The sequence below is a fragment of the Legionella sp. PATHC032 genome (assembly GCF_026191185.1).
Taxonomy (GTDB): Bacteria; Pseudomonadota; Gammaproteobacteria; order Legionellales; family Legionellaceae; genus Legionella.
Window position 1 is genome coordinate 2463121 of record NZ_JAPHOV010000001.1, and the last position, 13214, is coordinate 2476334.

Here is a 13214-nt window from a genome sequence, read left to right on the forward strand (position 1 = left end):
TGCATTGCAAACGTTTCTGCAGTGCAGAAACTCCGCTCATCAAAACGTTTTCACTTTACCCTAACAGAACTTACGATAAACCCCAAGGTCGAGGCAAGTGGTCTACCATTGCTTTCATGAACAAACCAAGGTATACCTAGTTTACTAGATACGGTTATCGACACAGATCAATAAAAAATTTTTACAGGATGTAGCACTCATGAACCGCATGTTACTTTTCATCATTTTTATTATTCATTGTTATTTTTCTCAATCATTCGCCGAACAGGAAAAACCATACAATGAACTGTACGTCAAGCAAGCAAACCTGAAACAATATCCCAGGGAAATCAATAGTTATCCGCCTGGTGTAGAAATCACTATTGGTGATTTGCATGGAAATGCATTGAAATTGCTCTATTTTTTAATTCGCAATGATGTGATTAAAGTGGATAAAGAGGACTATAAGTTATTTGTGACTATCTACCAAAAAAATCCTGATGAACTGACAACAAAAGATTTATCCTTTTTCCAAATCATAATCAATTCCGCTGAAATCAATACGCAACACAAGATACGTTTTCTGGGAGATGATCTATGTGATCGCGGTATGAATGACTATTACACTTTGGTTATTTATAAAAAGCTCGACCAGGCCAATGTCCCTTTTGATGTGATTCTATCCAACCACGGCAACTTTTTCTTAACAGCCTATGAAAGACCTGAACAATCTTTTAACTATAATCCTTATGGTGAAGGTGAAAACGAATCCACAGTCCAATCCATGCTGAATATGGGAAGACTTATTGATCGGGGATTGATTGATAAACAGGATATTTTGGAAATGATTCAATATCATTACTTAAAACATATAGTATTTCCTGGTTATACGCATAATAAAGATAAAAATGAGCTTACTATTTATACTCATGCGCCCATTGATTTGGGAATAATCTCAACATTAGCCAATGATTTGCAAGTTCCTTTCAATGACTCTAACTTGTATGAATTAACCAAAAGTCTTGACGCAATTAACTCCAAAATAAAACAATGGATACTCTCTAATACGTTCACTAAACATTACAAGGAACTTAACGAAGAACATAATCAGACCAACACAGCAAGTCCAATTAAGCAAATATTGTGGAATCGTGATTATTCTATCCTCGAACGCCACGCTAATCCTAATAACAAACGCTATAGCATTAATTACGTTCATGGCCATGACTCTATGCCCAATGTGTTTGATCTGGATAATTTATTTGGAAAAGGAGGGGACTTTTACCAAGGACCTTATGCTGTTCATATTACACATAGCTAGTGTCAATAAACTGAACCCTGTAGCTAAACAGGGTAATAAATTGAAATTATAGCCCTAACCATCGAATAAAGCGGTTTGTTGTTTTTAAATTGAGGGCTGGTTTTGATTCAAAATCTATTCTATAGCTTTTAGCAGGTTCCTGCGTAACACGAGACGTATCAGAATTGGGTTGAACGTCCTTAATCTTACCCATATTGACGATTTGCATTTGGGTTTCATAATACCCATGCTCCATAATAATGACAGGTATTACAAAATGGATTTCTCCCAAACCTTCCCTATTTCCCTGATGAACCAGTTTGTTAAACTCTTCCTTACTCAAAGCAATGTATTCTGCGTTGTTAATTTGACGTCTTAACATGCGGGATAAAGGAGGTTGAGAATGAAAAATACGCTCATAAGCATCTGCTGACATAGTAATGATAGGTTCATTCTCTTCACGACTATTATTTTTATTAAGATCCACAAACAAAATATCTTCCCGTATTTCATCATCAACAGGAGTTTGGGTCTCAGAAAGCCTGTTAAAAATGACTTGATCAGATTTCTGTTTACCGCAATTTAAAAATTTTGACTTATTAAACCACTCATCGCTGGGATAATAAATAACCAGTAAAGAATTATCTTTTATAGTATCAATAACTTGCTTTTTAATTGGCAAAGGTAATGCAGGGCAACCCCAACTACGGCCAGGCCTCCCATATCTCTTGATGAATTGTTCATCCATATACCATCCGCCATGCATAACAATATAACGATTAAAGGCGTTATCATTAAACTTGGTATCCAAACCCACTAATCGTAAAGACAATCCTTCTCGGCCATAATAGGCTTGTTCTGTTTTATAAACACCAATACTGCTGGCTTTACTATCAAATTTATTTGAAAATTTATCAGTAAAAAGAGTCCCTGATTTTATGCCGTGTGATACATAAGTATGAAATAATAATTCTTTCTTACCCAAATCAAACACCCACAACCGTTTTTGATTCGAAGGCATGGAATAATCAATAATAGTCAATATATTATTTCTATCCACTTGATAAGCATTAGCGCATTGAATGGTCGTTATCACTTTATCAATAACAGCAGGTTGAAGAGAAGTTCCCTGTTTTTGTAGCATTGTTTTTATTTCATTCAAAGGCATCTTGATTGACGGTATTTCACTATATAAAAGATTCCTTTGAGGCTCGGCTTTTGACACTGACATCGTAGACGTTGAAAAATTAAATGATGTTACTGCTAATAACCATAGCAGATAAATAATCATAGTTTTTCCTTGTGATTGAATTGATCTTATATTTTTATTCCCTGTACTAATTAATATAGAACACGATAAAACATCATGTCCAATTTTCAATTAAAAGATATTTTTTAAATACAAGTTGTTCGACGAATTTTTGGTGAGATAACACAAGCAATGCCTGCAAAGTACTTTGTACAGCAGGCATAAACTAAGGAGGCAACTAAATTGACTAGAATCCACTTAAAACAATTTTTCCTCTGGAAGTACCACTTTCCAGTAAAGCATGTGCTCTTCTTAAGTTTTCAGCATTGATTGACCCCAGGCACTCAGCAATTGTTGTCTTGATTTTACCGGCATCCACCAATCTGGCCACTTCTGTTAAAATATCATGTTGCTTGATCATATCCGGGGTTTTAAACATAGATCGGGTATACATCATTTCCCAGTGAATAGAAATACTCTTTAATTTAAATAGCTTAATATCCAAATCCTGAGGATCATCTATCAAAGCAAATTTCCCTTGAGGTTTCAGGATCTCAACCAAAGATTTGGCATGTTGATCGGTATGGGTCAAACTGATCACATAATCCACTTCAGAATAATGTAAATTCTGCAATTGAGCTTTCATGTCTTTAGTGTGATCAATGACATGGTGGGCCCCGTTATCCATGATCCACTGAATTGATTCAGGACGGGCCGCTGTGCCTATGATAGTTAACTGGGTAAGTTGCCTTGCCAGTTGCACCAAAATAGAACCCACGCCCCCCGCCGCTCCTGTAATTAATAGAACCCCTTTATCTTCTGCTGATAATTGCAATCTATCAAATAAAAGCTCCCAAGCAGTTAAACTGGTTAATGGGAGTGCTGCAGCCTCTCGAAAGCCTAATGATTTCGGTTTTTTGGCCGCAATACGTTCGTCAACCAAATGAAACTCACAATTAGACCCTGGTCTGGTTAAGTCACCGGCATACCATACTTCGTCACCTGGTTTAAACATAGTCACTTCCGATCCGATTTCAGTGACTACCCCAGAAGCATCCCAACCTAATATTTTGGGTTGCTGAGACTCCGGCTGAACATTACGGCGCACCTTGGTATCTACCGGATTCACTGCAACGGCTTTGATTTCAACTAAAATATCGTGGCCAGTTGCTTTGGGAACAGAAACATCCAGGTCCATTAATGCGTTATTATCTGTAATGGGTAAAGACTGGTAGTAACCTATTGCTTTCATAGAAATTATTCCTTTAAAAATACTGGGAATTCATTATAGGGTCAGAAAATTTTCTAAACAACAGCACAAGACATTTCTCATATAAACAGGACTTATGAAAAACCCAAGGTCGAGGCAAAAAATATTTTTAATGAGGGAGTCTAGATAAACTAAATGACCGAATTAAAAACTTTTTTTAACAAAGAGATTGGGGGTTTTCGTAAGTCCTGATGAAAAAGAAATCACAAGTGTATCAATCGTAATCTATAATTTAAAGGGGTTTATGAAAAACCGGGGCTCTCAATAATCTTATTGCGAAGTCAATAATAGAAACAGGGAACATGATGGTCATATTAAAAAATCTCATCTTGACATTATTCTGCTCTGCATTACTTGTTACACCGTGTTTTCCTGCAGGATTAACATTGGAAAGCCCGGCATTTGCATCGAATGCTGTCATTCCTCAAAAATTCACATGCAGCGGCTTAAATTATTCTCCCCCATTAATATGGCATGATCCCAATCTGGGAACCCAATCCTATGTGTTAATAGTACATGATCCTGATGCCCCTGCAGGTGATTGGATACATTGGGTATTATTTAATATACCTGCTCAAGTGAAACAGCTCGCTGAAGGAACAGCAACTCCTGCTGGAGCAACCAGTGGGTTAAACAGCTGGAATACGACAGGTTACAGTGGTCCCTGCCCGCCCGCAGGTACACACCGTTACTATTTTACACTCTACGCTTTGGACACTTACCTTAGTTTTGGCCCAGAAGCCACTGCCCAAGATGTGGTGAATGCCATGAAAGGCGATATCATAGATACGGCTGAATTAGTAGGACATTATAGTAAGAATGCATCTCAATAACATCGCAACAATGATTTTCTCACGCGATCCAGCAACAAATACAAGAAATAACATAAAGAATATTACCTGGGTGGTTATAGTCACCTGTCAAAATCAGCTTTTATTAATTTAGAGGCCTCATATGGGATTCATTATAAAGAGCTTATTAGCGATTGAGTTTATTTTGCCTGATTAATCATTGACAATAATTTCTTATCTTCTTCATTGAGCATGCTGTCTGAATAATCAGGATTTGGCACATACCACCATTTCTTGCTAAAGTATTCCTGTAAATCGGGTGATTGAAATGGACGCCCATATTGCGCATAAATAGTATTTCGTAAGAATCGTAATTCTTTATTACTTAATCTGGCTAATTTGCTTAATGCGTCATCTGAATTCAACCAAGGGTAAATCACCTTATAACGAACATAGCTAATCCCCGTAAATAAACAAAGTGACAAATCTGCTTGGGGTTGAAAATGCCGTAAATCCCATATGTATTTTCTATTCGCTCGTGAGCCTGAAATTTTCATTCCTGGCGGGGTAGGATTGAGGTAGTCTGCCTTTGGCTCTATCTCAGAGCATAAACGTGTTGGTGTATTGGGTATCACTTCAAGCCTTGTATGTCCAATGCTGCCATCCTGCCAAAGCGCACCTGTTTTTAAAACGTAACGAACCCAATGATACCCCATCACATCATAAGTAGCTCCTGTCGAATAATCATGATGAATATTCACTGTTCCTAACGGCGGAAATGTGGTTTTCCAGAAATAGGCATCCTCATAATACAAACCTTTATTCTGATCTGGAGCGATATTACCGCGTTGTGCTGGAACTTGCCTGTCATTGACTGTAATTTGAAAATCATAAACCAATGCTTGACCAACATTGGTCTGTTGTCCTGCTGGTAAGGCAATTTCTGAATTGCCGTCGTTTATAGGAAATGGAAAAGCCATTGAAATAGTCACTTCTTTATTTAAGGTATTTTTAAAAGTGAAATTACAATTATAATGCCAGGAACCATTCATCTGAGGTTCATTTAAATTCTTTCCACTGATCCTGATGAACTCACTGACCATTTTTATGTGCGGCTGAGAAACAGGAATTGGTAAAGATCCTTCCCCACCCACTGCAGTATCATTAGCCAACAAAACCTGATTTGGTAAAAATAAACAAGAGGCCACAGCGAACATCTTTTTCTTAGACAAGTAATGATCAGTCATCATGAGGCTGCCCTGGTTCCAAAATAATATAAAGTATAGTTAAAAACAGAAGGATTTTCTTACTTATGAGAGACAGGAAAATACAGGAGATAGCTCACATTGATTCAATCACGAGTATGGCTCAATCTTAGAATCCTAAATCAATTGACTGGCAACAATTGTTCTTGCTCCTGCCTGCTTTCTGAATTCCATTAAATAAATACCTTGCCAAACACCTAATAGCAACTTGTTTTCCTGAAATGGAATGGTTAAAGAAGAGCCACACAAAATAGATTTAATATGAGCAGGCATATCATCTGGTCCCTCTATGTCATGGTGATAATGCTGATGTTCAGGAACAAGTTGAGTAAAGAAATGGTTGAGGTCAATCAGTACATCAGGGGAAGCGTTTTCATTTAAAGCAAGTGCCGCGGAGGTATGCTGAATAAACAAATGTAATAATCCAGTACCTCTCAGAGTAATTTTTTGCATCACTTCATTAGTGATTAGATGAGCGCCATAAGGTTTTGGAGGCAGTTGGATTATGTCATGTTGTACCATAGACCCTCGACTTAATTGGATAATGGAGAAATTGTATGAGTCAGGACTAAATGACACCCTACCCTGATCTCTACTTACATTATAAAGTAGTACCTTCTGTCTTGATAGTCACCAACTTAACAAATCTCTGGATTAAAATCTCCCACTCGCCTATTCTAAAAATAATAAATGAACCCAGTTATTTAGGAATGGATATGGCCAAGGATAAAGGATTTTTTAAGAAAGCAAAAATGGAGAAAAACAAGAGTCCTGTCACTCCATACAGTGAAGAATGTGCTATCCAAATTCCCTCTGAAATAGACAATGAGCAAATGCACCGAATGCCGGCGGGAGGCGAAGAAGATCAATACTTACGTATAAAACATATGTCAGCGCTTATAAAAAAATATGGGGGCTTACCTGTTATTACAACTCAGGAAACCAGGTTACCAGACTACTGGCTAGACTTATTTGCAGCGATAGATGAAGGGGATACACCAAAAGCCCACGCACTTTTTCATCTGCTGCCACAAGACGATATTATTTTACGCGCATTACGAGCCGTTCATTCCGAAGATTATTTATATCAACTCATTAAATATTGTATTCAGGCGAAACATTTTGGCTTTAAACAACTAAATGCGGATCTGGTTGTTACTCCCAAAACCTTTGAAATTTTAATCAGGGATTGCGCAACAACTCTATTCAATCCGGCAAAAGCTCATTTCTCTTTTGGTTTGCCAAGCCATCATGCCTACACCCAAATGGGGAGCGGTTTTTGTCTTATCAATAAAACAGTCATGCTGATGAAACAGGCTGAGTTGAGTTCAGCTCAACCACCCAAATTTGTCATTATAGGAACTGACGTTAATCGCGACAATGGTTTATGTGACATTTTAAGACACTCATTTTCCCATCTATCAATTTGCCACATCGATGTGTTTGATTCCAGAGTATACCCGCAACAAGATTTTGCCTACATTAATAATGAATTCAACTCTGAAGGCGTAGATGTAGGGAAGAATATCCACGTCTGGCATCACAATAATTTAAACTATTATGCCGTGGATCTCAGCTTAACATCCAGAAAATCAGTAGGCGTACATCCTGCGCTTCTTTTTGCTTTAGAACAACTAAAAGAATCGATCAGGGAGGCGAAAGCAAAAGGGCAAAAAATTGCATTATATCTCCCTACCGGGTGGGACTCTCATGAAGATGAAACAGCGTATTGTGGTAAATTTGTTAATGGCCGGATGATGGGAAAAACTGCTGCCCATCAATTCCGCTTTAATGACGGTGATCTAAGCTACTTCTATGAATCCATATTCACTTTGTATAATGAGAATAAAGATTGCATTGACACCATCTATTGGGGCTTGGAAGGTGGATATAACAGAACCATGTATGAAAGAGAACTAAAACTCCTCTTGCAAGCCATTGGGAAACAATTGCTGCCTAAAGATTCTAATTCGCACAGCATGTCCTATTAATTGTTATTATTTTGAATTCTCACTCCATTTAATTCATACAAAGATTGAGAAAAAGGAATTTTTTCATTTAAAAATTGCATAAAAACACCCCTGAGAATAAGGTCAGTTTGTTTTCCGTTTACCCTCCAATCGCAAATTACAACATTATTGTAAATCTTCTAGGCAAATGATACTCTTTGCGCGGAATTAAAAACAACTCAGGAGTAAACAACATGATGTTTCAATCTAAATTAGCGACTTTTTTTGGCGCTTTAATTCTCGCCGGTTCTGCTTTTGCTTCTCAACAAGGTGCTTGCCCGGATATCAATGTAATCAAGGCGGAAGGTTTGCCTATGGTTGAAGAAATTGGCATGAATTACTATCTGGCTTATAATATCAGTGATTACAGCACCTCTTCTGTTTGGGGTTTTTTCATTGCTCCAATTGAAGCAGATTCCGAGGAAGGCGCTTTGGAAGCATCGAATGAAGTGTTAAGCATGATGAATGCTCCTGGTGTTCCTCATCAACAAGACGAAGACATCATTTGCAGTTATGACACAGGCACTCCTAATTTAATTGCCGCTGCTATCAAAGATGGCTCTCAAATTTCTCCAATGAAGTTAAAACAATACTTTAAAAGCGCTCGTTAATTAATACGCTATAAATACCCTGTAAGTTACTGAATACCTGGCAGGGTATTTAAATACCCCTCAGAAACATACAATCTATTAGAAAATGCTGATGCTATGCACCAGAATACTGATGCTTTAATGCCTTTTCAATGCTAGGCCATTTAAACTCAAAACCAGCTTCCAAAAGTCGTTTGGGTTTTACCTTTTGTCCATGATTGATTAAACAATCACCCATTTCACCAAATAAAAGATGAATTACGAAAGCAGGGGTCCACAATAGCAGTGGTCTATGCAGAGATTTGGCAAAAGCTTTAGCAAATTCTCGTTGCATGCAGGGATTGGGTGAGGTCACATTCACAGGCCCGGTAATTTCAGGATGATTTAACAAAAACTGATAGGCATTGACCAAATCCTCACTGTCTATCCAGGAAAGATACTGGCGACCATCTGCAATAGTACTTCCTAATCCGCAAATAAAACTGGGGTAGAGCTTCCCCAAAAAACCCTTTCCTTTTTTTAGAACAACCCCAAAACGCGTAGAAGTCACAGCGAGACCCGCTTCCTCTGCCTTTTTTAAAGTTTGTTGCCAACGAATTCCCACTTCACTCAAGTAATCCTTTGGGTGTTCCCAATTAATTTCTGTGTCTTCGGTCAAATCAGTCGCATCACCATTGTCCTGTAAGCCATAAATGCCAACCGCATTGGCACAATAAAAGTGAGGTTTGGCATTTTGCTGCAAAATCCAATGAAGCAATGTTTCTGTTGTTTGAACTCTTGAACTGATTATTTCTTCTTTTATTTTTGGCGTCCATCGTGAAATGGCAATATTGACACCACATAAATTGATTACAACGTCAAAGCGACTGGCGTCCTGGTTATTTAATTCACCCCAGGACAAAGAGGATGCTTTTGTTGTAAAAATCTTTTGTATTACGCCCTTATCACGCCCCAGTACGGTAAAATGGTGCTTCTCTCCCATTCCACGAACTAACTCTTGCCCTATTAATCCAGAGCCTCCTGCTAATAAGATATTCACAATGAACCAAGCTCCTTTCAGGCCATCTTATTTCATTAATATAAACTTATGAGTACTGTTTGTCATTAGTACTGTGTCTCAATAAAGTTTGGGAGTTTGTAATTTTTCAACCGCATCCGTCACTTTTGGGAGGGCAAAAAATGATTTTTTTACTCCATTCTCTTCCGATCGATGGCAATGTATTCCGCAATCATTCAACAAAATTTCTTTAAGAAAATCAGTGAATTTACAAAGAAAAATACCTAGTATCAGTCTTAAACCGACAAGACGGTGTTCTTTTTGCTCAAAAGCAGCCTTTGACATACCTGAAAATGGAACCCCGTAATTCTGTAACTGACGCAAAATATGCAGATTTGTTTTCTCAACAGCAGAGACACTCATATAGATTGTTTTTAAATGTTCCGGTGGAATATCTTTAATAAAATAAGCAACCATGTAGGATTGATTTTGCTTTATTGACTCCAGCAAATACTCCATCTTTTTTTTATCATCTAAAGATTTCTTACTTTCATTTAATTGGTTAACCAGTAATTTGACACATTGAACACTTCCACTGGCAATCGCAGAAGGAATAGCATCCTCAAGATTAGAAAATCCGGTATGATTTCTTTTAAAATAATTCATTACCTTCGCTAATAGAACAGAATTACCCCCTTTTGCTGCAGCTCGAATGGCTTGAATAGACGAATTAAATGGCAAAGCACCTTTCATTGAAAATAAGGTATCGTATGCCTCGTCTCTCCCGTTCTCCAAAGCCGCATGAAATAGCCTTTGAAAGAGTTCTGTCTCTCTATTTTTTCCCAGTAGAGTTTTTAATGCTTCCATATTGTTATACATAACAGCATTTCCAGAAGCCTGATGATCATTATCCTTTGCTCCTTTCTCAAGCAAATTTTTTATTACCTCAGCATGACTAACCATTGCAGCATGCTCTAAAGTATTAAATGTTCCACCATGAAATGAAACAGCAACGTCATTAATATTATTTTCGGTTAAATAACGATCATAAAACTGAGTCATTTGAGGAAAAGCCCTTGGCTTCTTATTTTCGGGATGGCGAATGACATTAATCATCATCCCCAAAAGACCACCCTTAATATAAAATCCATTATGATAGCCGAACACATTGTAATGCAACTCGGAAATCAACTCGTGTTCATTCGAAAATTCTTTAGTACCAGAAGAGTAATTAGGATCGTATACAATGTATTTATTATTTTTTCTCCTGACGGCTACAGCATGCACGGTACCACAAACACGGAGAATCTCATCCTCTTGCAGAGCAAGATTTTTAAAGATTTCCTCCCAATTTTTATCTTGAGTTGCAATTGCAAAATCAAAAGAAGAAACCAAGGGTTTATTGTTTATTGTCAAGGCACACATGGAATTAGCCTGACTTAGTTTTTTATTAAATTGATGTGGGAATAAAGTGAGAACGACATCATAGACGAATTGATTGACTTCCGACTCTATTGCTGAGTCTGGCTCCATTCTGACTATCTGATCAAGCAATTCAAAAAAGCGCTTTTCTTTACCTTCGAGTACGTATTTTGCATACACGGTAACCAAGCCATTGCAAATTCCTTCTTCATTCAGGCTAACTGGCATGTTATGCCATTTGAGATACCGATTTAATCGATCAATGACTTGACTTTGATCAACGGCTTGGCTCATATCATTATTCTAATCCCTGATTAATTAAACGGTCTGAATGTTACCCCAGATGAGAGCTCTTCATGTTCAGGCAACAGGTTTATAAATAATTTCTGCAGAGTTTCCTTGCTGAGACTTTTCTGTGGTTTCTGCTCCACCCCACCTGCTTTTTTTGTTTCTTCAAACTGATTTTTTAAAAAAATTTTCATTTCTGAGGACAATGAATCATTATCTTCAATTTTTGCTTTTTCACTTTCAATCTCCGTTTGATACTGTCTTTCAAATTCTCCCAGTTTTTGTTGCGCTTTTCTAGCCTTATCAATCATCCGAGCTGTATCTGACTTAAATATTTCGTGGATATTCTCCGCAAGCCAGTTGGATAATTTTACTATCCAGGTGTCGTTTTTCTTAATAAAATCAGATAATTGTCTTCTAGTCATCTGATTTCCTTTAAGCTTTTCTACATTATCCCTAAGCTTAAGCTCAATTTGCTCATATCCATCAATCACTTTGCTTGTTTCCTTTGTTGCTGTTGCAATTTGTTCCAGATTGTCTGAAGTGGCATTCATTATCAGCTTTTCCAATTCGGGACTATCACCGGATATTTGCCTATATCCCTGAACCAATTCATCACCTTTCATACCCAGTTGTTTTTTTAACTCCATTAACTGCTGTCTCGCCAATTCCTTCACAAGAGTTTTTGCTTCACTATCCAGGGTTGCAGGAGCATAAGCTGTAACAGTATCCTGAACCGCTTGAGGAGTTACCTGGCGATAAATGACTGTTCCCAGAGAAGTGGCCCAGCTTGCTCCCCATAAAAGGGTCGAAGAAACGGTTTGATACAAATCCGGGTTCTTGAGCTGTTCTATTTTCCCTGCCAACTGTTTTTTTAATTCCCCACCGTCAGTACTCATGAGAGCATTAAAGTGATCTTTATGGCCGCCTAGCAAATCTAAAAAATATTGTCTTCCTGTTACTTTTCTATCGTTTTCTTCTACTGCTTTCAGTAAGGCTTCAATTTTTTTAATTTTTTCACTAATTTCTACCTTTTCTTTCCTTAAGACCACAATATTTGATAGTCCTGCAGTCACCTCTTTGAGGCTAACCTTTAACTTATCCAGTTTTGTTATTTGCTCTTCATCTTTACTTAAAATTTCCGTGAATCGCTCATTAAAATATTCCTGTATTGTTTTGTCTTCTTTATGAGCATCTGATGATTCACTTGGTTTCTCTGACAGGATTGTATCCAGGCTTTCGACTTTTGCTTCTGTCTTTTCTAATAATTCATCCAGTTTTTGATTGATTTCATCAACATTGATGAACCAGCTCGCAAGTATCGCATTTTTATTCAGTGATCTCTTTGCAATACATAACAGAGCATACAGATCGGCGCATAATTCTTTAGCCAATTGTGGATCAGAATGATTTTCCATATCCAATAAGTGTTCTGTCGTTTCTATTAAAACTTTCACTCTGTTTTTGGCATCCGACTTGGGATTATCGTACACTTTACTTACAGTATTATTTAATTCAACTAATAAATCCTTTTCCTGACTATCAGTATCTGGAATTTTTTCCAGGACTTCATCCAATTTTAATTTGGCGTAGAGTAAAACGCCCAGAGTACGCCTTTTATGTGCGTCCATTTTTTTAATTTTTTCAGAATCAGGATTAGCCACATCATGTCTAAGCTGAGCTAAAGTATCAAATGATTTAATGTATTCCTCCACCAATGGAACAGTTTTAATGTATGCCTGCTCTGCTTTCGCCTTTTCTTGGCGCCATTCATTAAATCGTTCTTCTTTACTCTTCATAATTAACCCTAATTGCCAGTTCGCACTCTTCCAAACAATAAATGGAGCAATATTCGCTAAATCTTAACTACATTATATTCATCTATTATTATCTAAATATTAAGTAAGGAATATCATAGAATTTATCATAGTGAAAATTATATCGCCTAATTCATTCATATACGGTTTGTATTGACAAAAAAACCACATGGATAATTCATCCAATCTATTTTTTTCTTTGTTTATTTCAATTTATAAAAGTTATTTGATTATTTT

At 37.2% G+C, this 13214-nt stretch carries 11 protein-coding genes; 4 read left to right on the forward strand and 7 right to left on the reverse strand.

Translation table 11 applies throughout. The annotated features are described in order from the left end of the window. Positions 1 to 199 precede the first annotated feature (199 nt). Positions 200 to 1300 (forward strand): Dot/Icm T4SS effector Wip, encoded by a 1101-nt coding sequence (gene wip / locus OQJ02_RS10985; RefSeq protein WP_265719079.1) that lies wholly within the window; start codon positions 200 to 202, stop codon positions 1298 to 1300. A 46-nt stretch (positions 1301 to 1346) separates the two neighbouring features. Here wip and OQJ02_RS10990 read toward each other — a convergent pair whose 3' ends face one another. Together OQJ02_RS10990 and OQJ02_RS10995 are read right to left on the reverse strand one after the other, a co-directional pair. Next, on the reverse strand, positions 1347 to 2570 hold the full coding sequence (locus OQJ02_RS10990) for a murein L,D-transpeptidase catalytic domain family protein (RefSeq protein WP_265719080.1): 1224 nt from the start codon (positions 2568 to 2570) through the stop codon (positions 1347 to 1349). A gap of 205 nt (positions 2571 to 2775) precedes the next feature. Beyond that, a complete protein-coding gene (locus OQJ02_RS10995; protein WP_265719081.1) occupies positions 2776 to 3780 on the reverse strand; it encodes a zinc-binding alcohol dehydrogenase family protein in 1005 nt (334 codons plus the stop codon). A gap of 323 nt (positions 3781 to 4103) precedes the next feature. Between OQJ02_RS10995 and OQJ02_RS11000 the strand changes: the two genes are divergently transcribed. Beyond that, entirely contained in the window at positions 4104 to 4631 is a 528-nt protein-coding gene (locus OQJ02_RS11000; protein WP_265719082.1) for a YbhB/YbcL family Raf kinase inhibitor-like protein, read from the forward strand. Positions 4632 to 4789: 158 nt separating this feature from the next. On the opposite strand, the gene OQJ02_RS11005 is transcribed toward OQJ02_RS11000, so the two are convergent. Both OQJ02_RS11005 and OQJ02_RS11010 read right to left on the reverse strand, forming a co-directional pair. Further along, complete coding sequence (locus OQJ02_RS11005; protein WP_265719083.1) at positions 4790 to 5839, reverse strand: YARHG domain-containing protein; 1050 nt, start codon at positions 5837 to 5839, stop codon at positions 4790 to 4792. A 132-nt stretch (positions 5840 to 5971) separates the two neighbouring features. Further along, positions 5972 to 6376 carry a secondary thiamine-phosphate synthase enzyme YjbQ gene (locus OQJ02_RS11010; protein ID WP_106194934.1) on the reverse strand — a complete coding sequence of 135 codons (405 nt, stop codon included), beginning with the start codon at positions 6374 to 6376 and terminating at the stop codon, positions 5972 to 5974. 194 nt (positions 6377 to 6570) lie between these two features. Here OQJ02_RS11010 and OQJ02_RS11015 point away from each other — a divergent pair, with 194 nt between their 5' ends. After that, positions 6571 to 7845 (forward strand): acetylpolyamine aminohydrolase, encoded by a 1275-nt coding sequence (locus OQJ02_RS11015; protein WP_265719084.1) that lies wholly within the window; start codon positions 6571 to 6573, stop codon positions 7843 to 7845. A gap of 212 nt (positions 7846 to 8057) precedes the next feature. Beyond that, a complete protein-coding gene (locus tag OQJ02_RS11020) occupies positions 8058 to 8474 on the forward strand; it encodes a DUF4949 domain-containing protein (RefSeq protein WP_027222315.1) in 417 nt (138 codons plus the stop codon). A 94-nt stretch (positions 8475 to 8568) separates the two neighbouring features. Here the strand turns inward: OQJ02_RS11020 and OQJ02_RS11025 are convergent, their stop codons facing one another. The 3 genes from OQJ02_RS11025 to OQJ02_RS11035 form a co-directional block, all read right to left on the reverse strand. Beyond that, positions 8569 to 9492, reverse strand: a complete 924-nt coding sequence (locus OQJ02_RS11025) for a TIGR01777 family oxidoreductase (RefSeq protein WP_265719085.1) — start codon at positions 9490 to 9492, stop codon at positions 8569 to 8571. A gap of 78 nt (positions 9493 to 9570) precedes the next feature. Then, complete coding sequence (locus OQJ02_RS11030; protein ID WP_265719086.1) at positions 9571 to 11166, reverse strand: ankyrin repeat domain-containing protein; 1596 nt, start codon at positions 11164 to 11166, stop codon at positions 9571 to 9573. A gap of 20 nt (positions 11167 to 11186) precedes the next feature. After that, a complete protein-coding gene (locus OQJ02_RS11035; RefSeq protein WP_265719087.1) occupies positions 11187 to 12959 on the reverse strand; it encodes a purine NTPase in 1773 nt (590 codons plus the stop codon). Positions 12960 to 13214: the final 255 nt, after the last annotated feature.